The 19,848-nt window shown below is 67.3% G+C and carries 17 protein-coding genes; 10 read left to right on the forward strand and 7 right to left on the reverse strand.

Features of this window, described 5'->3' with window-relative positions; genetic code table 11:
• Window positions 1–3: 3 nt before the first annotated feature.
• Window positions 4–1,386, forward strand: coding sequence for a GntP family permease (locus HUK65_RS07150; protein ID WP_327787050.1), 1,383 nt, complete (start codon window positions 4–6; stop codon window positions 1,384–1,386).
• A gap of 83 nt (window positions 1,387–1,469) precedes the next feature.
• Window positions 1,470–3,308 (forward strand): SLC13 family permease, encoded by a 1,839-nt coding sequence (locus tag HUK65_RS07155; protein WP_179905470.1) that lies wholly within the window; start codon window positions 1,470–1,472, stop codon window positions 3,306–3,308.
• Between the two features lie 27 nt (window positions 3,309–3,335).
• Here the strand turns inward: HUK65_RS07155 and HUK65_RS07160 are convergent, their stop codons facing one another.
• Window positions 3,336–4,382 (reverse strand): aromatic ring-hydroxylating dioxygenase subunit alpha, encoded by a 1,047-nt coding sequence (locus tag HUK65_RS07160; RefSeq protein ID WP_179905471.1) that lies wholly within the window; start codon window positions 4,380–4,382, stop codon window positions 3,336–3,338.
• A gap of 15 nt (window positions 4,383–4,397) precedes the next feature.
• Entirely contained in the window at window positions 4,398–5,486 is a 1,089-nt protein-coding gene (locus HUK65_RS07165; protein WP_179905472.1) for a hypothetical protein, read from the reverse strand.
• Between the two features lie 111 nt (window positions 5,487–5,597).
• Between HUK65_RS07165 and HUK65_RS07170 the strand changes: the two genes are divergently transcribed.
• The 8 genes from HUK65_RS07170 to HUK65_RS07205 all read left to right on the forward strand — a co-directional run bounded on the left by HUK65_RS07170 (window position 5,598) and on the right by HUK65_RS07205 (window position 13,191).
• The gene (locus HUK65_RS07170; protein ID WP_179905473.1) at window positions 5,598–6,524 is read left to right on the forward strand and encodes a LysR substrate-binding domain-containing protein; all 927 of its coding nucleotides are present in this window, start codon (window positions 5,598–5,600) and stop codon (window positions 6,522–6,524) included.
• A gap of 83 nt (window positions 6,525–6,607) precedes the next feature.
• Entirely contained in the window at window positions 6,608–7,663 is a 1,056-nt protein-coding gene (locus HUK65_RS07175; RefSeq protein ID WP_179905474.1) for an ABC transporter substrate-binding protein, read from the forward strand.
• A 64-nt stretch (window positions 7,664–7,727) separates the two neighbouring features.
• Complete coding sequence (locus tag HUK65_RS07180; protein ID WP_179905475.1) at window positions 7,728–8,531, forward strand: transporter substrate-binding domain-containing protein; 804 nt, start codon at window positions 7,728–7,730, stop codon at window positions 8,529–8,531.
• A gap of 7 nt (window positions 8,532–8,538) precedes the next feature.
• Complete coding sequence (locus HUK65_RS07185) at window positions 8,539–9,333, forward strand: amino acid ABC transporter permease (RefSeq protein WP_179905476.1); 795 nt, start codon at window positions 8,539–8,541, stop codon at window positions 9,331–9,333.
• Window positions 9,320–9,964, forward strand: a complete 645-nt coding sequence (locus tag HUK65_RS07190) for a glutathione S-transferase family protein (protein WP_179905477.1) — start codon at window positions 9,320–9,322, stop codon at window positions 9,962–9,964. Before HUK65_RS07185 ends, HUK65_RS07190 begins: the two co-directional genes overlap by 14 nt.
• 11 nt (window positions 9,965–9,975) lie before the next feature.
• A complete protein-coding gene (locus HUK65_RS07195) occupies window positions 9,976–10,698 on the forward strand; it encodes a creatininase family protein (protein ID WP_235441817.1) in 723 nt (240 codons plus the stop codon).
• A 107-nt stretch (window positions 10,699–10,805) separates the two neighbouring features.
• A complete protein-coding gene (locus HUK65_RS07200; RefSeq protein WP_179905479.1) occupies window positions 10,806–12,014 on the forward strand; it encodes a M24 family metallopeptidase in 1,209 nt (402 codons plus the stop codon).
• 43 nt (window positions 12,015–12,057) lie between these two features.
• Window positions 12,058–13,191, forward strand: a complete 1,134-nt coding sequence (locus tag HUK65_RS07205) for an arginase family protein (protein ID WP_179905480.1) — start codon at window positions 12,058–12,060, stop codon at window positions 13,189–13,191.
• A 57-nt stretch (window positions 13,192–13,248) separates the two neighbouring features.
• On the opposite strand, the gene HUK65_RS07210 is transcribed toward HUK65_RS07205, so the two are convergent.
• The 5 genes from HUK65_RS07210 to acsA are packed head-to-tail and all read right to left on the reverse strand — an operon-like array spanning window position 13,249 to window position 19,670.
• Window positions 13,249–14,469, reverse strand: a complete 1,221-nt coding sequence (locus HUK65_RS07210; protein WP_235441818.1) for a hypothetical protein — start codon at window positions 14,467–14,469, stop codon at window positions 13,249–13,251.
• A gap of 17 nt (window positions 14,470–14,486) precedes the next feature.
• The gene (locus HUK65_RS07215; RefSeq protein ID WP_179905481.1) at window positions 14,487–14,735 is read right to left on the reverse strand and encodes an acyl carrier protein; all 249 of its coding nucleotides are present in this window, start codon (window positions 14,733–14,735) and stop codon (window positions 14,487–14,489) included.
• A complete protein-coding gene (locus tag HUK65_RS07220; protein WP_179905482.1) occupies window positions 14,732–15,955 on the reverse strand; it encodes a dihydrolipoamide acetyltransferase family protein in 1,224 nt (407 codons plus the stop codon). Before HUK65_RS07220 ends, HUK65_RS07215 begins: the two co-directional genes overlap by 4 nt.
• On the reverse strand, window positions 15,952–17,943 hold the full coding sequence (pdhA, locus tag HUK65_RS07225) for a pyruvate dehydrogenase (acetyl-transferring) E1 component subunit alpha (protein WP_179905483.1): 1,992 nt from the start codon (window positions 17,941–17,943) through the stop codon (window positions 15,952–15,954). Before pdhA ends, HUK65_RS07220 begins: the two co-directional genes overlap by 4 nt.
• Window positions 17,940–19,670 (reverse strand): acetate--CoA ligase, encoded by a 1,731-nt coding sequence (gene acsA, locus HUK65_RS07230; protein ID WP_179905484.1) that lies wholly within the window; start codon window positions 19,668–19,670, stop codon window positions 17,940–17,942. The genes pdhA and acsA overlap by 4 nt, the downstream gene beginning before the upstream one ends.
• Between the last annotated feature and the right edge of the window lie 178 nt (window positions 19,671–19,848).

Here is a 19,848-nt window from a genome sequence, read left to right on the forward strand (position 1 = left end):
GCGGTGCCGGGGGTCTTCGTCATCGCCGCAGCACTGGCGGGGCTGATGTTCCTGGCCTATCGCGGGCTGAGCCTGCTTCTGCTGGCCCCGGCCATGGCGCTTCTGGCGGTTCTGGCGGCCGAGGGCGGCCCGGTTCTGGCCAGCTACACCCAGATCTTCATGCAGGCCACCGGCGGGTTCATCATCCAGTATTTTCCCCTGTTCCTGCTGGGCGCGGTGTTTGGCAAGCTGATGGAGGCCTCGGGTTCGGCGCGGGTGCTGGCGGACGGGATCATCCGCAGGCTGGGGCCGGGCAAGGCGATCCTGGCCGTGGTGCTGTCCTGCGCCGTGATGACCTATGGCGGCGTGTCGCTGTTCGTCGTGGCCTTTGCCGTATGGCCCATCGCCGCCGCCCTGTTCCGTGAGGCGGATCTGCCGAAGGTGCTGATCCCGGCGACCATCGCGCTTGGCGCCTTCACCTTCACGATGACCTCCTTGCCGGGCACGCCGGCCATCCAGAATGCGATCCCGATGCCGTATTTCGGCACCACACCCTTTGCCGCGCCGGGGCTGGGGCTGATCACCGGGGCGCTGATGCTGGGCTTCGGCTGGGCCTGGCTGGAATACCGCGCGCGGGCGCTGGGGCCGGGTTACGGCACCGACCCCGAAGACAGCGCGGAGGAAAAGGACGCCGACAGCACCCCGTCGCTGGCGGTGGCCGCCCTGCCTCTGGTGCTGGTTCTGGCCCTGAACCTTGCCTTCACCTTCGTGCTGATCCCGGCAATGGATACGGGCTATCTGTCGCAGCCGGAATTCGGCGAAACGGATGTCGGTTCGGTGCGCGGCGTCTGGTCCATCATTTCGGCGCTGACGCTGGCCTCACTTGCGCTGGTCGCGCTCAACTGGCGCCGGTTGGCCGAAGGCATGGGCGAAACGCTGGAGGATGGCGCGCAGGATTCGCTCAAGCCCATCTTCAACACCGCAAGCCTTGTGGGCTTCGGCGCGGTGATCGCATCGCTTTCGGCCTTTGGCGTGATCCGCGACTGGGTGGTGACCGTGGGCGGGGACAACCCGCTGATTTCGCTGGCGGTCGGCACCAGCCTGCTGGCGGGGATGACCGGCTCGGCCTCGGGGGGCATGTCGATAGCGCTGTCGACCCTGGGCGAAACCTATCTGGAGATGGGGCAGGCTGCCGGGGTGTCGCCCGAACTGCTGCACCGGGTGACAGCTGTGGCAACCGGCGGGCTGGATGCGCTGCCGCATAACGGCGCGGTGATCACCCTGCTGACGATCTGCGGCCTGACCCACCGCGAGGCCTATCGCGACATTGCCGTGGTTGCGGTGCTGATCCCGATCCTGGCACTGGTGGTGCTGGTCACGCTTGGAACCCTGTTCGGGAGTTTCTGAGGCATGTGCCCGCGCAAAGGGCTTTGATCTCGGGCGCATATTCTGATCCTGTCGCGGCAACCCCGAACCACGCAGGCCGTGCCATGACCCCTCCGCAGATGTTCATTTTCGCCATTCTGGCCGCCACGATGGCGCTGTTCCTGTGGGGGCGGTTCCGGCATGACATCGTGGCGCTCATGGCGCTGATGGCCTGTGTTGTGGCCGGTCTGGTTCCGGCGGTCGAGGCCTTTGCCGGGTTCGGGCATCCGGCGGTGATCACCGTGGCCTGCGTGCTGGTGCTCAGCCAGGGCTTGCAGAACACCGGCGCGGTGGACTGGCTGGCGCGGACTGTGCTGCCGGCTGAGGCCGGGCGTCTGACCGGCATGGCGGCGCTGATGGGGCTGGGCGCGGTGCTTTCGGGGTTCATGAACAATGTCGGCGCCATGGCGCTGTTGATGCCGGTCGCGGTGCAGCTTTCGGACAGGTTGCAGCTGACACCGGGACAGGTGCTGATGCCGCTGGCCTTTGGCACCATCCTGGGCGGGATGACCACGCTGATCGGCACGCCACCGAACCTGATCGCCTCGGGCTTCCGGGCCGAGGCCGGTCTGGGCCATTTCGCCATGTTCGATTTCGCGCCTGTGGGGGTGGCCGTGGCGGTTGCGGGTGTGGCTTTCGTGGCTCTGATCGGCTGGCGTCTGGTGCCCGCGCGCAAGGCTTCCGGGGCCGAAGGGTTCGAGACTGGCGCCTATATGACCGAAGTGCGCGTGCCCGAGGGCAGCAAGGCCATCGGCCTGACCCTGCGCCAGTTTGAGGCCGAGATCGAGGACAGCGCGGCGCAGATCGTGGGCCTTGTGCGCAACGAGGTGCGCATGACTGCGCCCCATGGTGGGCGCCGCATCCGCGAGGGCGATATCCTGGTGCTGGAAGCCGATGTTGAAACGCTGGCCAAGGCGCTGTCGGTTTTCGGCATCAAGCTCGAGGAACAGGGGGGCTCCTCGGAGGCGGACGAGCAGCCGGACGCAAAACCTGCGAAAGGTCAGGAGCCGAAAGAAACCTCCGAGGACGATGACAGCAAACGCGATGTGGATATCGTCCTGCGTGAGCTGGCGGTGCTGCCCGGCTCCAGCATCGTCGGACGCTCGGCCAGTGATCTGCGGCTGCGCACGCGGTATGGGCTGAACCTGCTGGCCGTGTCGCGCGAAGGGCACCCCCCCAAGGCGCGGCTGCGCACGCTGAAGGTGAAATCGGGCGATCTGCTGCTGATGCAGGGCCCGGCCGAGGTGATGACCGATTTCATCAACGATACCGGCTGCGTGCCGCTGGGCGAGCGCGAATTGCGCATCCCCGACAGGCGCATGGCGATCATTTCCGGGGCGATCATTCTGGGCGCCGTGGGCATGGTCACAGCGGGGCTGCTTCCTGCGGCGGCGGCCTTCATGCTTGGGGTCATCGCCTCGATGCTGCTGCGCACGGTGCCGCCCCGGCAGGTCTATACGGCCATTGACTGGCCGGTGATTGTGCTGCTGGCGGCCCTGATCCCGGTGGCGGGGGCGATGCAGGCGACCGGGGCTGCCGACCTTCTGGCGCGGTTTCTGGTGGATACGATCGCCCAGGGCAATGCCATTGCCGCGCTGGCGGTGGTGCTGGTCACCACCATGTTCCTGTCGGATGTGATGAACAATGCCGCCACCGCGGCCGTGCTCTGCCCCATTGCCATCGGCATCGCGGCCGCGCTTGGTGTGAACCCCGACAGCTTTCTGATGGCGGTCGCCATCGGGGCCTCCTGCGCGTTCCTGACGCCTATCGGGCACCAGAACAATACCCTGATCCTTGGCCCGGGTGGCTTTCGCTTCGGGGATTACTGGAGGCTTGGCCTGCCGCTTGAGGTGCTGGTGGTCGCCGTCAGCATACCGCTGCTGCTGATTGTCTGGCCGCTCTGACGCGCCGATGTCGGGGCCGGGTCAGGGTCAGGCCCGCGCGGGCTCAGCGGTGCCGGTTTCGGTTTCGGCCTCGATCATCTTGCGCAGCCGATTGCGGAACCGCAGCGGGCCAAGGTCGATGGCCAGGTCCAGGTTCGGGGTCTGCATGGCATCCATGCCCTTCTGAACGGCGTTCAGGATCACGCGGTCCTCTTCGAATGCGCCGCGCACGGATTTGGCAAAACGGGCAGAGACATCCGCATCGTGCGGGGCGAAGTTGCGCATCTGGAACCAGTAGTAGCGGGTTTCGGTCGCGCTGACAGGGGTCATGAAATTGTAGCTGTCCATGACAAACGCCTGCGGATGCAGCGGGCGGTCCTCGCCGCCGGTGCCGGCGGGGGTGAATATTGCCTTGATGATGGCATGGCTGGGCCAGTGGACCTCGTAATGCTGCTTGCGGTCACAATTGCCCGCAAAGCTGAGAAACTGCGCGTAGAATGGCGCGGGCGGCGTGTCCATCATCCAGCGCCAGACCGTCACGCCCTTGTCGTGCACATCGGTGTTGAGCGGGGTTTCGTCGGTGCCCGCCCCGCCAAAGCTGCTCTGGTGCACCCAGGCCACATGGCTGGGGTCCAGCAGGTTGTCGGTCATGTAGAGATAATTGCACTCCAGCGTCATTGCGTCGCCACGGTTCACGCCCCAGTCCGGGTTGCCCCATTCCGGGATATCGAAGATCGCCCCTTCATCGGCATGCGCAGGGTCGCCCGTCCAGACCCAGACCAGCCCGTAGCGTTCGGCCACCGGATAGGACCGCACGCAGGCGCGGTGCGGGATGCGTTCGGCGCCGGGCACGCGGGTGCAGGTGCCCGCGGCATCGAATGTCAGCCCGTGATAGCCGCATTCCACCTGATCGCCCTTCAGCCGCCCCATGGACAGCGGCAGCTTGCGGTGCGGGCAGGCATCTTCAAGTGCCGCCACCGCCCCCGCTTCGGTGCGGTAAAGCACGATGGGCTGGTCCAGTATCCGCACCGGCGTCAGGGCGCGGCCGATCTCGTGGTCCCATGCGGCGACATACCAGGCGTTTTTCAGGAACATTCGGATCCTCCATAGTCAATCGATGCCAACGGCCGTTGCGGGCGCGTCGAACAATGCCGCCAGTTCGGGGCAACCGTCCAGCACGCTCTGGCCCCCGCAGATACGTTCGGGGTGCAGCCTGCCATCCTGCCACAGGGCCACGCCATCCAGCGTGACCGTGGGGTCCAGCAGGTTCCAGCAGATTTCGCCCGGGGCATAGGCGCCGCAGGTATGCACATGCAGAAGCCGCGGATTGCCAAAGGCAGAGCTTGTCCAGCGCCCGGGGTTGTCCTGGATGCGCCCTTCATAGGCGCAACCGGGATGGATGCCCACATGCCAGGAATGCACGAAATTACCATCCAGCCCGAAGCGCCCCGCAATATCGCCCACATGCGCGCGGACGGCGGCCACCGCTTCGGGCGGTCCATCGTAGCGGGTGGCGCGGGTGCCCTCCAGGGTGACCATGACGATGCCGTCAAAGGGCAGCAGGAAGGGGTCATAGTAGATCGACCCGGTGCCCACCAGGAACCGCGCCAGGGCGATTCGCCCGGAAAACCCCGCCATCGGCAGCGGCGCGAAAACGGCCATGGGAAAGCGCAGGACATTGACATCGGCCAGCGGCGCGGGTGCGCTTTCGACACGCCCGCGCAGGTCGGTGCCCAGCGGGCAGGTGACACGGATGTCGCGCGCGGTCTGCATGGCGGCGTTGATCGCGGCCTTCAGCGCCAGCATGGCGGCATGCGGAATGGTACCGAACGGGCCTGCAAGCGCGGCCCGGGTCATGGCGTGGCTGACGATCGAGCGTGCCGCATGCGGCAGCGGGCGAAAGCGCATCTGATCCCCGAACCGCGCCAGATAAAGGATGTGATCGGCTGTTTGCATATCCGCGCAGACATCGGCTGGCAGATCGCCGGGTTCGGGCGAAAAGCTGATTTCACGGCAGCGGGTATCGAAACCCAGCGTGCGGGCGGTTTCGGCCACGGCCGGGGCCAGATCGGCGGCGTAATGGTCCAGCGCCGGGTCTTCGGCCAGAATCAGCAGGCTTGCGCCGCTCTGCGCGCCCGCGCAGCCGAACATCAGGTTTGCCACACCCTGCTCCAGCCCTGATGCCTGTTGCGTGATCATTCTTGCCCCAAATGCCCCCGGCAGATGCCCCTGCCCAGTCCATGCCGTTGCGCGGCGCGGCGCAATATGCGAGGTCTAATCCACCCCTTAAGTAAGGCTTATATCGCACGCATGCTGACGACCTTGCCCTATGCCGCGCTACGGGCCTTTGAAGCGGTGGTGCGGCTGAAGGGGTTCAGCCGGGCCGCCGACGAGTTGGGCATGTCGCAAAGTGCGGTTTCGCAGCATGTGCGCCTGCTTGAGGACTGGACCGGGCAGCGGCTTCTGATCCGGGGGGCACGCGCCTCGCACCCCACGGATGAGGGCGAGCGCCTGGCGCAGGCGGTGGCCGAGGGGCTGGGCCGGATCGGCGAGATCTGCCATGACCTGCGCAGCCGGGGCACCGGCGGGGTGACGCTGGCGGTCTCATGCCTGCCGGGGTTTGCGATCAACTGGCTGTTTCCGCGTCTGATCCGCTTTGACCAGTTGCACCCCGGGATTTCGGTGTCGATCTCGACCGATCCGCGCCCGGTCAGCTTCGCAGGCGGCGAGGCCGATCTGGCGATCCGCTACGGGATGGGGCGGTATCCCGGGCTGCATGTGCGCAGGCTGCTGGGCGAAAGCTTGACACCGGTCTGCGCGCCGGCGCTGCTCAGGGATGGCCCGGCCCTGCACAGCCCCGCCGATCTGGCCCGCCATACGCTGCTGGTGGATGAGTTGAAACCCGTGGGCGGGCGTCTGCCCAACTGGGAATTCTGGGCCGCGCAATCAGGGGTGACCCTGCCGCGCCCGGCACGGATGCGCCGTTTCGGACAGTCGAACATGGTGGTGCAGGCCGCCATCGAAGGGTTGGGCGTGGCGCTTGGGCGGGATGCCTTGGTCATGGATGCGCTGGCCGATGGCCTGCTGGTGCGCCCCTTCGCGCAGGCTCCGGTCCCGTCGGATTATGCCTTCTGGTTTGTCTGCCCCGAACCCGCGCTGGAACGCCCGGCGATCCGCGCCTTTCATGACTGGGTGTTCGCCGAAGCCAGCGCCGCCGCCAGCGATAAGCCAGACTGATTGCAGGCATTACCAACCCCTGCTTGCACCCGCCTGCACCCTGCGCAACGCTGGGCCAGACATGCAGCCGGGATTCAGATTTCGTGACACATACGCTCTGGTACACGCGTTGCCCTGCCCCCACCGCCGCTTCGGTGGCGATCCGCCAGGGCTGGCTGGAAGAGGCTTTCGCCCCCGACGGGATTGCCGTGCGCTCGATCTCGGAATCGCCGGACCCGGACACGCGGCTGGCCCATTACAGCCATGACCACCCCGCGCTTTTCCGGTTCGGCGGCTATGTGCCCCCGTTGCAGGCCATGGCGCGCGGCGTTGATCTGCGGATCATCGGGCTGAACTGGCATGACCGGGTTGCGGGGTTCCATGCGCTTCCGGACCATCCGCTGGCCGCTGCGGCACCCTGCGCGCCGCAAGCGCTGCGGGGCGCGCGCATCGGTCTGCCGATCCGCAGGCAGGACCGGACCGATTGGTGGCGCGCGACGGTTCTGGCGGGGATAGAGCATCTGCTGGCCGTGTCAGGCCTGACGCGCGATGACATCACCGTGGTCCCGATAGAGATCGACCGCGCCTATTTCGACGATGCCACCGCCGGGCCGGAAACGCGGGCCTCGCTCTGGGGCAGCCGCAGCCAGTTTGCGGTCCAGCGCGAGGAGGTTGCCGCGCTTTACAAGGGCGAGGTGGATGTCATCTATTCCGACGCCGCGCTTGCCGCGATCCTGTGCGCCACCACCGGCGCGGTGCCGGTGCTGCGGCTGCGCGGCCATGAGGATGACAGCGAAGCAGGTTTCGGCCATCCCATCGTGCTGACGGTCTCGGCCCCGCTGCTGGCAGAGCGGCCGGATCTGGTGGACCGCTGGATGGCACAACTGCTGCGGGCGCCGGACTGGGTGCGCGGCCATGTTGGCGACGCACGGCGCATCTTTGCCAATGACACCGGCCTGCCCGAGGCGCTGCTGGAGCAGGGCTATTCAGCGCGACTTTTCGACCAGGTTGATGTATCGCTGGCGCCCGAGCGGATTGCGCTGTTGCGCCGCAAGCAGGATCATCTTCTTGCCCATGGATTTCTGGACCGCGGGTGTGATCTTGATGCCATGATCGACCAGGGGCCGTTGACCCGATGCCGACAAGCGTTGGTGGCATGAACCAGAGCCACCGTCCAGCCGCCAGACCACAGAAGAAACGACCACCAGAACAGGGATGACCAAAATGCTCAGAAGGGATCTTTTCGTTGCCGCGGCGCTGGGAACCGGCGGCGCGCTGTTGGCCGGGACGCAGAAGGCGCAGGCGCAGACCACCGGATCACGGCTGGCGCGGGTGCTGGAAAGCGGACGGTTGCGCGTCGGCACCACCGGCGATTTCAACCCCATGTCCTTCCGCGATACCGGCAGCAACGACCGCGCCGGATATGACATCGAGGCGATGCTGCAGCTTGCCGCCGACCTGGATGTGCAGGTGGAATGGGTCGCCGCCGAATGGGCCACCATCACCGCCGGGATTTCGGCAGACCGGTATGACATCTTCTCGGGGGCGTCGGTCAATGTGGCCCGCGCGCGGGTCGCGGCGTTTTCGGTGCCCTATACCGAAGCCGGGACCGTGCCGCTGTCGCTTGCCGCCAATGCCGAGCGTTTCGGCACCTGGGAAGAGATCAACACCGAAGGAACCACCGTGGCGGTGTCCATGGGCACCGTTTTCGAGGAACAGGCCCGCGCGCATTTCCCCAATGCCACCATCCAGGCCGTGCAGACCCCCGCCACCGGGTTTCAGGAGGTGCTGGCCCGGCGTGCCGATGTGACCATCACCTCGAATGTCGAGGCCGGAACCCTGGTCCAGCGCTTCGAGGAACTGAGCATCCTGGTGCCAGGGTCCGAAATGCGCAACCGCCGCCCCTTTGCCTATGTGGTGGCGCAGGATGATCCGATCTGGCTGAATTTCATCAACACCTGGGTGTCGCTGAAACGGATCGAGGGGTTCTTTGCCGAACTGGACCGCAAATGGCTGGGCCAGACCTGAGCGCGGCATGACAACCCGCCCCGTTTCGGCCCGCAAGCGCTGGCATCTGCCGGTGCTTCTGGTGGCCTCTGCGCTTGTGCTCGCCGGTTGCGGCGCGACCGGCGGCGGCTACACCTTCGCCTGGTATATCCTGTCGCCCTGGGACCCGCGCGGACAGTCCAACCTGTATTTCATGCTGCTGGGGTTCTGGGCAACGGTCTCGATCTCCACACTGGCGATGTTGATCTCGCTGAGCATCGGGCTGCTGGTGGCGCTGATGGGCACCGGCAGTCGGCGTTCGCTGTTCTATGCCAGCCGGGTCTATGTGGAATTCTTCCGCTCCATCCCGTTGCTGGTGATGATCCTGTGGGTCTATTACGGGTTGCCGATCCTGACCGGGGTGCAGTTCAGCGTCTTTGTCACCGGCCTGATCTGTCTGGCGATTTCGGACAGCGCCTTTACCGCGGAAATCTGGCGCGCCGGGTTGCAGTCGGTGAAGAAGGGCCAGGGCGAGGCCGCGCGCAGCCTTGGCCTGTCGGCCCGGCATACCATGCGGCTGGTGATCCTGCCGCAGGTGGTGCGTGCGGTGCTGCCGGCGCTGGGCAACCAGTATGTCTATGTGCTGAAGATGTCATCGCTGGTGTCGGTGATCGGGTTTCAGGAACTCACCCGCAGGGCCAATGAACTGACCCTGACCGAATTCCGCCCGCTGGAGATCTACAGCTTTCTGGTGCTGGAATACCTTGCGCTGATCCTGCTGGTCTCGTGGGGGGTGCGGGTGATGGAGCGGCGGATGGGGACGGGCGTGCATGGCCGGGACTGAGTTTCGTGTCTATGCCACGCCGGTCAGCGTCTACAGTTGCAAGCTGCGGCTGGCGCTGGCGCTCAAGGGGCTGCAATGGCGCGAGGTCGAACCACCCGGGGGGTATGGCAGCGCCCCCTATCGGGCGATCGTGGCGCAGGGAACGGTGCCTGCGCTGGTCCATGACGGGGCCGTGCTGGCCGAATCCGATGCGATCATCGAATATCTGGACGAGATCGGCGCCGGGCCGTTGCTGCTGCCCGGGGGGCCGCAGGCGCGGGCACGGGCGCGCGCGCTGTCGCGGTTCATCGACACCCGGCTGGAACCTGCGGTACGGGCGCTGTTTCCCTTCGTTGGCAGTGACGGCGCAGTGCCGGAGGCGACCCGCGCAACCCTGTCCGGCCAGATGGACAGATTTGCCGCGATTGTGGGGCCAGGGCCTTATCTGTCCGGCCAGTCCCCGGGCCTGCCCGATTGCGGGTTCTGGGCCGTGGCGGCGGTGCTGGAAACCCTCAACCGCGCGCTGGCGCTGGATCTTGCCATGCGCTGGCCGACCCTGGCGGGGGATGATCTGCCAGAATGCGCAGACCATCTGCGCGCCTATCGGACGGCCCTGGCGGGCTGGGCTGCAGCGCGGGGGGCGCCGACATGAGGCTGGACCACATGACCTGGGAAGAGGTGGACAGCTATCTGGCCCGGCGCAGTGATGCGGTCCTGCCCGTGGGGTCCACCGAACAGCACGGGCCCATAGGGTTGATCGGCACCGATACGCTCTGTGCCACGGCGGTTGCCGAACAGGCGGCGGACCGGGCGGGGGCCGTGGTGCTGGCGCCGCTGGCCTACACGCCGGCGCCGTTCAACATGGGGTTTGCGGGCACGATATCGGTTTCCGAGGCCACGTTCTCGGCCCTGCTGTCCGAGATCACGGCCGCGCTGGCCGCACATGGGTTTCGCAAGCTCTATGTGCTCAACGGCCATGGCGCCAATCTGGCGCCGCTGCGGGCGCTGGCCGCCGATGCGCCCCTGACGCTGCGGATACGCTCCTGGTGGGACTACCCGCAGACCAATGCCTTGCGGCAGGCGCTTTATGGCGACTGGGAGGGGATGCACGCCACCCCGTCGGAAATCTCCATCACCCAGGCCCTGCATCGCCGCGTGGACCGCGCCCCCCTGCCCGCGCCCGAGGCCCTGGACGCGGCGTTCCGCGCCCGGCATGCAGGCGACCGCCACGGCCCGCCCGGCGAACACCGCGCCCGCTTTCCCTGCGGCAGGGTCGGGGCCTGGTCCGAACTTGCCCGCCCCGAACATGGCGCGCAGTTGCTGGCCCTTGCTACCGCTGAAGCCGCGGCGGATATCGACGCCTTCGCCCGGGCACCAGACGCATAGCAGCCACGCAAGCGGCCGGTGGATCGCTGGCAAAAATCCGTCTTTTCAACGCTTCCGCGCGGCGCTACCGTCGGCCGGATCCACAGCACAACCGGAAAGGCCGCCCCATGACCAGACAACCCGCGCGCGTGGACTGGCCCCAACCCTTCCCGCCGGAAGAATACGCCATGCGCCGCCGCAAGGTCGCCGAAGCGCTGGCCGGGCAGGGCCTGGACGGGATGTTCGTCACCAACCCGGCGGATATCTGCTATCTGACCGGCTATGACATGATCTGGTTCCACCTGCGCTGCCTGACCGGCTGCCTGATCACGGCGCCGGATGCGCGGCTGGTGTTCTTTGACACGCCCATGCACCGCACCATGGTGGAACTGACACCGGGGCTGGACGGGGTGGTCTGGCTGGACGGGACCGTGCCCGATGGCAATGCTGCGATCATCGCCGCCGCGGCGCAGGCGGAACTGACCGCCGGTGCGCAACTGGGGCTGCAGCCCTGGGGATATTCGCCCCATGCCCGGACCATGGATACCCTGAAGGCCGCGCTGCAGGCGAAGGGTCTGGTGCCCGCCGATGCCTCGGGGGTGATCGAGCTGATCCGCCTTTACAAGTCCCCCGCCGAGATCGCCCATATCCGAGGCGCTGCCCGCATCGCCGACACCGCCATGATCCGCGCCCGCGAGGCGCTGGTGCCGGGGCTGCTGGAAACCGAATTGCAAGGGATCATCATGGGCTCGATGATGGCCGATGGCGGCGGCGATCCGGGCATCCGCTGCATGATCGGATCAGGTCCGCGCGCGGGCACCCACCACAGCCCCGCCCAGCACCGGCCGCTGGGCAACAACGAACTGGTGTTCATCGACTTCTGCGCCGCATTGCACCGCTATCATGTGAACCTCAACCGCACCTTCGCGCTGGGCGAGGTTGATCCCCGCTGGTTCGATCTGATGGACCGCGCCGCCGCAACCATCGACCGCATCACCGAGGCGTTCCATCCCGGAATGCGCCTGTCCGAGGTCCATCGCATCGGCAACGAATGGACCGATGCCCAGGGCCTGCGCGACAAGGTCTGGGTGGTCGGCGGCTATGCGTTGGGCATCGCCATGCCGCCCGACTGGGTGGGCGAGATATGGGTGGGCCCGCGCTATGGCTCACCCGATTGCGAATTGAAGCCGGGCATGGTGTTCAACTTCGAAGGCCAGTTCGACGATACCGAGGGCTGGGCCGGCGGCACCGGGGCGGCCTATATCGAAACGCTGCTGGTGACCGAAACCGGGCTGGAGGTTCTGTCCACCCTGCCGCGCGGGCTGGTCGCCGTCTGAGGCGGGCGCGCGCCCCATGGACCGCAAAGCAGGACACATGCCGATGACCGACCCCGCTCTGGATGTCTTCTTTCACCCCGATGTGCTGGGCGCCCGCGTCCCTGACGGGCTGTTCGAAAAGCCGGCCTCGCCGCTTCTGGCCCATCAGGTGCCCTTTGCCGAAGGCCCCGAACGCATCGCCAACATCCGCTCGGTGCTGGAGCGTGGCCCTTCGGCCCATCGGTTCCGCTGGCATGAGGGGCGCCATGCCACCGATGCCGAGATCCTGCGCGTGCACACAGCCGCCTATCTGGACGCCTTGCACGCTGCCGATGCCAAGGGGCACTGGTTCACCGCCACCACCTGCCTGCCCGCCGGGGGTCTGCGCGTGGTGCGTGCGGGGGCGGGCACGGTGCTGGCCGCGCTGGATGCCATTCTGGGGGGGCAGACCGGCATGGCCTATGCGGTGGTCCGCCCGCCCGGCCACCATGCAGGCCCGGATGTGGCCGATGGCTATTGCTTCTTGAACGGCGCGGCGATGGCGGCTGAACGCGCGCGCGATGCAGGCTGCGCGCGCGTGGCAATCGTGGATTGGGATGTCCACCACGGCAATGGCACCCAGGCCGTGTTCTACGACCGTGCGGATGTGCTGACGGTGTCACTCCACATGAACCACGGCGCCTGGTCCCCCGAAACCCACCCCCAGACCGGCGAGGTGGCCGAGATCGGCACCGGCCCGGGCCGGGGCTACAACCTGAACCTGCCGCTGCCCTTCGGATCGGGCGATGCGGCGATGATCGCCCTCATGCACCGCGTGGTCCTGCCCGCGCTGCGGCGTTTTGCGCCGGATCTGATCATCGTGTCAAACGGTCAGGATGCCAGCCAGTTCGACCCGAATGGGCGCCAGCTTGTCAGCATGGCGGGGTTCCATGCCCTTGCCGCGCAAATGGCAGCGCTGTCCGCGGACCTGGACCTGCGCGGCATGCTCGTTGTGCAGGAAGGGGGATATAACCCCGCCTACACGGGCTTTTGCGCCTATGCCACGGCGCTGGGCTTCCTGGGCGCGCCGCTCGATCTGTCGGACCCGCTGGCCTATTACCCCGAGGATCAGGCCGCCGCAGCGCAGGCCGTGACCGCAGTTGTGGCGCGCCATCCGCTGCTGGATCCTGACGGGCAGTGGGCGCCGGATCGCGGCTGATCATTTGGGGCGCGGTTCCGGGGGGCGCGGTGCCTGCGCTGTCGCTGCCCGGGCAGGTCACGCCCGGCGGCGGGCCTCGCCAAGCAGGACCAATGCTGCGATGCCCAGGGCTGCCCCGAACAGCATCATCGATGCGCCCAGGTCTTCCATCAACTCTGGCCGCAGCGCCAGCGCTCCGGCCAGCGCCACCATGACCACCCCGCCAATCAGCTTGAGCGCGCGGCCATGGCGTTCGCCCATGCGGCCCAGGCTCATGCCGGTGATGGCCAGGGCAAAGATCATCAACTCGACCCCCAGATAGATCAGCACATAGAGCGCCAGCAGGCCCCAGAACCCGGCCCCCGTGGTCACGCCGCGCTCGGCCAGGATGCCGGACCAGACCACCGGAAACCCTGCCGTGCAGGGCAGTTCCACCAGCGCAATCCCCGCCGCCATGGCGACCGTTGCCGCCATCAGCGCAGGTGTGCCAAGGTCCTCCTGCCGCAGGCGGCGGATACGCGCATAGATACCGGGTTTCTGCCCTTCAGGGATGGAGAAGCTGATCCCGCGCCCGTACCAGAGGTAATCCTTGATGCTGACCAGCCCGAAGCCCAGCGCAAACAGCGCCACCGCCCAGCGCACCCAGGGCAGCGCAAAGGCCCAGGCCATGACGCTGAACAGCCCGGCGATGAAGGCACCATAGATCAGCGCCGTGGTCAGCAGGAAGCTGACCCCCACCACCGCCACCCGCCTGCGCGACCCCGAGGCGATGACCATGCCCAGAAGGAGGGTCAGCACCCAGAGCGAACAGGGGTTGAAGCCATCCACAAAGGCGATCAGCACCGTGACCCCGGCCAGCGGGGCCGCGCTTGGGTCCACCGGGCCCAGGACCGGCAGGCGCAGGGCGCTGTCGGTGGCGGTTTCGGTGCCTGAAAGCGCGGCCTCGACCGCCGCTTCGATCTCGGCGCGCAGCCTGGGCGTGTCACCGACCCAGGCCCGTTTGCCCAGCATCAGCGTGGGCACGAATTCAGCCCGGATGCCGCGCTCGGCGGCCATCGTGTCAAAGCGCGTGTGGTAGCGGTCCGAGCCTGAAAGCTCCATCAATTCGACGCGCAGGCCCGGAAAGCGTTCTTCCAGCCCGTCAATCCAGGGCTTCTGGCGGATGCAGACCGGGCAGGTCAGGCTCCAGAACACATGCAATACGGGGCCGTTGGTGTCCGGCGCCGCGGCCCTTGCCGGGGCAAGGCTGGCCGGCAGTGCCGCCAACACCAGCCACAGGATGACAAGCACCCGCGTCACGCCCAGCCACACGCCCGTCAGCCCGCCAGCGCCCGGCCCAGATAGCGCACGGCCTTTGCAGTGGTGGCCAGTTCGGGGTAATCCGACTCCGGGATCGGCAGGCCGAAGCGCTTGTGCAAGGCGCTGACCAGGTTCAGGAAATCCATGGAATCCAGGCCCAGATCGTCCTGCATATGCGCGTCATCCTCCAACGTATCCGGGTCGATGTCCGGGGCGACCGAGGTCAGATCCTCGATGAAGGCGGCGCGGATGTCTTCGGGGGTCATAGCGTGTCTGGCTCCTGCAGCAGTCGGTCGATTTCGGCAAGGAATGTGGCGCCGCGGCGGCCATCGCTGACACGGTGATCGGCGGCCAGCGTTGCGGTGACGCAGACCCGCGCGGCCACGCTTCCGTCATGCACCACGGGCGCCGGGCGCGGGCTGCCAAAGCCCACCAGCGCCACCTGCGGCGGGTAGATGACGCCGAACAGCGCATCCACCCCGTTTTCGCCCAGGCTGGAAATGGTGACGGTGCCCTGCGTGATTTCGCTGTTGCGCAAACGCCCGGTGCGGGTGCGGGCGACCAGATCACGCATTGCGGCCATGATGTCATCAAGGCTCTTCTCGCGCGCATCCATGATCGCGGGCGCAATCAGCCCGCCGCCGCGCATGGCCACCGCCATGCCGCAATTGATGGTGTCCGAGGGCGCGTAATCCCCGCCCTCGAAACGGCCATTGAGTTCCGGCACCTTCGCCAGCGCCCGCACCGTGGCGCGGATCAGCAGCGCCCCCATCAGCAAGCGCCTGTCGGGGCTGCGTTCGGCGTTGGTCGCGGCCAGCCAGTCCTGCGCCGCCTGCAGGTCGATCCGGTGCGAAAGGTAGTAATGCGGGATTTCCCGCTTGGCGCGCGACATGGCAGCAGCAATGGCGCGGCGCATTTCAGCCATGTCGAGGCCCGGCTTGCCTTTTGCGGCTGGTTTCCCGGAAGCCTTCGCATGCGCCTCGACATCCGCCAGAAGCACCGCCCCGCCGGGGCCGGAGCCTGGCACATCGCTCAGATCAAGCCCCACTTCCGCAGCCCGCGCCTTGGCGGCGGGCGAGGCCAATGCTCCTGATGGCACCCTGCCCGGTGCCCTGGCACCGGGCGGCGCCCCCGAAGCGCCATGGGAGGGTGGGCGGGGCGCTGAGGGGGCGCTTTCTGGCGTGGGCGGTGTCACGGGCGCAGCGGGCTCCGGTTCGGGAGCCGCTTCGGGCGTCTCGTCCTCCACTTCGCCCGGCTTGCGGATGCGCGCCAGCGGCGCACCCACGGGCAGGGTCTGGCCGGGTGCGGCGATAAGTTCCACCACCTCACCCGACTCAAAAATCTCGATCTCGATGGCACCCTTCTGGGTTTCCACCACCGCGACGATATCGCCGCGCGCCAGCCGGTCGCCCGGCCCCACCAGCCATTCGGCCAGCTTCCCGCTCTCCATGTCGGCGCCCAGCGAGGGCATGGTGAAGATGCTCATTTGCCCACTCCCGGCAACGCCTTCACCGCCGCCACGATATCCGCGACCTGCGGCAGCGCCGCGGTTTCCAGATGCTTCGGATAGGGCACCGGCACCTCGGCGGAACAGACCCGGCCCACCGGCGCGTCCAGATGCCAGAAACACGCCTCCTGCACGCGCGCCGCAATCTCCCCGGCCAGCGATCCCGTGCGCCAGCCTTCATCCACCACCACCGCGCGCCGCGTGCGGGCGACCGAGTCCATGATGGTTTCATCGTCGATGGGGCGCAGGCTGCGCAGGTCGATCACCTCGGTCTCGATCCCGTCCCCGGCCAGCGCCTCGGCCGCTTCCAGCGCCTTCCACAGGCTGTAGCTCCAGGCAATCAGGGTCACATCGCGCCCCTTGCGGCGCACCATCGCGCGGTCGATATCCACCGGCCCGGCGTTGTCGGGCAACTGCCCGGCCATATTGTAGAGCATCACATGCTCAAACAGGATCACCGGGTCAGGCTCCTGCAGCGCGGTCCAGAGCATGCCCCGCGCATCTTCCAGCGTTGCCGGTGCCACCACCCGCAGCCCCGGAATATGGGCGTAGTAATTCTCCAGCGAATGCGAGTGCTGCGCCGCCAGTTGTCGCCCCGCGCCGGTGGCCATGCGGATCACCAGCGGCACGCCGAACTGTCCGCCGGACATGTGGCGCATGGTGGCCGCCGTGTTCAGGATCTGATCCAGCGCCAGCAACGAGAAGTTGACCGTCATGATCTCGACGATCGGGCGCATCCCGGCCATGGCGGCACCGATGCCCGCACCGGTAAAGCCGCCCTCGGCCAGCGGAGTATCCCGAATGCGCCCTTCGCCGAATTCCTTCAACAGCCCCATGGACACCGCATAGCACCCGCCATAGGCGCCGATATCCTCGCCCATCATGAACACGCGCTCGTCGCGCAACAGCGCATCGGTGATCGCCGCGCGGCAACAGTCGCGATAGGTGCTGTCCACCAGCTTGCCGGGCGCCACGGGTTCGGGCGGGGCGGGGCGTTCCCCGGCGACCGTATGGCGGGTCAGGTCTTCGACCGGCTCCCACGGGGCCTGTTCGCAGGCGGCGACGGCATTGCGCAACTGCGCCTCTACCTCTGCCTCGATGGCGTCGATTTCCTCTTGCCGGACCAGCCCGTTCTCCAGCAGCCACGACTGGTAACGGGTGATGGGCGAGCGCTTGCGCCATTCGGCGACCTCGGACTTGTCGCGGTACTTCTCGGCGTCGAACATGGAATGCGGGCGGGTGCGATAGGTCTGGCAGTGCAGGAATTGCGGTCCTTCGCCCGCGCGGGCCGCCGCCACCAGCCGTCGCGCGACAGCCTCGACCGCCACCACATCATTGCCATCCACCGACTCGGCGTGCATCCCGTAACTGGCGGCGCGGGCAGCGAAATCGGTATTGGCCTGCACGCGCTCCACCGCCGTGCCCATGGCATAGAGGTTGTTTTCCAGCACGAAGAACACCGGTAGCTTCCACAGCGCAGCCAGGTTCATGGCCTCGTGGAACGCGCCTTCGGCCAGCGCGCCATCGCCAAAGAAACAGACGGTGATCCGGTCTGCGCCTTGCATCGCATCGCCCAGCCCCAGCCCCACGGCCAGCGGCAACCCGCCGCCGACGATGGCATTGCCGCCATAGAGGTTGGTCTCATGGTCAAAGAGATGCATCGACCCGCCGCGCCCGCCCGCGCAGCCGGTGGCCTTGCCGTACATTTCCGCCAGCGCGGATTCCATGCTCATCCCGCGCGCCAGCGCATGGCCGTGTTCACGGTAGGTGGACACCACGCGGTCGCGTTCCTCTAGCGCCGCAGAGACGCCCACCGCCACCGCTTCCTCGCCATCATAAAGGTGCAGGAAGCCGCGGATATGCTCCTGCGTGTAAAGCTCGTAGCTCTTTTCCTCGAACCGCCGGATACGGATCATGCCGCGCAGCAGGTCCAGCGCGTGGACGTGGTCCAGTTTCACCTTGGTCATTTGGAATCCCCCTCCAGCGTGGACAGATCGCCCTCGGGCAGGCCCAACTCGCGCGCGCGCAGCAGGCGGCGCATGATCTTGCCCGAGCGTGTGCGGGGCAGCTTCTCGCGAAACACGATCTCGCGCGGGGCGACGGCGGGGCCAAGGCGCTTGCGCGCATGGCCCCTGAGTTCGCGCTCGAGCGCGTCTCCGGCCTCGAAGCCCGCTTTCAGGGTCACGAAGGCCTTGACCAGCTCGCCCGCCGTTTCATCCGGCACGCCGATCACCGCAGCCTCGGCCACGGCTTCATGTTCGATCAGGGCGCTTTCCACCTCGAACGGGCCGATCAGGTGCCCGGCAGACTTGATCAGGTCATCGGCGCGGCCCACGAACCAGAAATACCCGTCCGGATCGCGCATCGCCAGATCGCCCGTCAGATACCAGCCGCCTTTGAACACCTTGGCGTAGCGCTCGGGCTGGCCCAGATATTCGCGCATCATCGACGGCCAGCCGGGGCGCAGCGCCAGCTCGCCGATCTCGCCGTCGGGGAGTTCTGTGACGCTCTCGCCCTCCACCTGTACGATCCCGGCCTCGATCCCCGGAAGGGGCTTGCCCATGGCGCCGGGCTTGATGCCCATCTCGGCGGTATTGGCGATCATGATGCCGCCGGTTTCCGACTGCCACCAGTTGTCATGGAAGGGCAGGCCAAAGACCTGCTGGCCCCAGAGCACGCATTCGGCGTTCAGCGGCTCACCGACCGAGGCGAGAAACCGCAGCGCGCTGAAATCGTGCCCCTCTGCGGCCTTCGGCCCTGCGCGCATCATCATGCGGATCGCCGTCGGCGCTGTGTACCAGACCTGCACGCGCTCGTTCTCCAGGATCGCATACCAGCGCTCAAGGTCGAATTCGGCCTCGTCCACCACCATGGTCACGCGGTTGCACAGGGGCGAGATGATGCCGTAGCTCATCCCCGTCACCCAGCCCGGATCGGCGGTGCACCAGTAGACATCGCCCGGGCGCAGGTCCAGCGCCAGACGCCCGGTTTCCGAATGCGCCACCACCGCCTGATGGACATGCACCACCCCCTTGGGCAGGCCGGTGGTGCCCGAGGTGAAGTGCAGAAGCGCCATGTCCTCGGGGTCGGTGGACACGGTGTCGAAATGCTCCGAGGCTGCGGCCATGGCCGGGCCCAGCGCGACGCAGCCCTCGGGCGCGTCATTGCCCACGATCAGCACCAGCTTCAGCCCCGGCATCTCGGCGCGCCATGGCGCCACCTTGCGCTTGTAATGTGCGGCGGTGGTCACCAGCACGCTGGCCGCGCCGATCTCCATGCGCGCGCGCACGGGTTCCGGGCCGAAGGCGGCAAAGAGCGGGCTGACCACCACACCGGCTTTCAGCGCCCCCAACGTCGCGGCATAGAGCGCCGGTATCCGGCCCGCCAGCAGGAACAGCCGTTCGCCACGGGTGACCCCATGCGCGCGCAGCACATGGGCAAAGCGCGCGGCATCGGCGGCCAGATCACGATAGCTCAGAACATGCCGGGTGCCGTCCTTGCCAAGCCAGATCAGCGCCGCCTGATCGCCATGCCCAGCCGCGACATGCCGGTCCAGCGCCTCATGCGCGATGTTCAGCCCGCCATCTGCAAGCCCCTGCAGCCGCCTGCGGGCGGCCTCCCATCCTGTGGGCTGCTGCTGCCGCCGCCGCGTGGCGTCTTGCGGCGCGGGTTTGGAAATGAACTGCGGTGTCATGGCCCCCCCTCCCCGGGTGCGTATGCGCGGCGCGTCCTTCGCCCGTGGCCGCACATCTGGCGGTCAGCGGGATCACGGCAAAGGGTGACGGCGAATCGCCGGGTTGTCCTTGACGCAGATCAGGGGGAATGGATATCGCCGGGGTCCACAAGGGCCTGACCGGGACACAAGGCCCCGG

Source organism: Rhabdonatronobacter sediminivivens (assembly GCF_013415485.1).
In the GTDB taxonomy this organism is placed as follows: Bacteria; Pseudomonadota; Alphaproteobacteria; order Rhodobacterales; family Rhodobacteraceae; genus Rhabdonatronobacter; species Rhabdonatronobacter sediminivivens.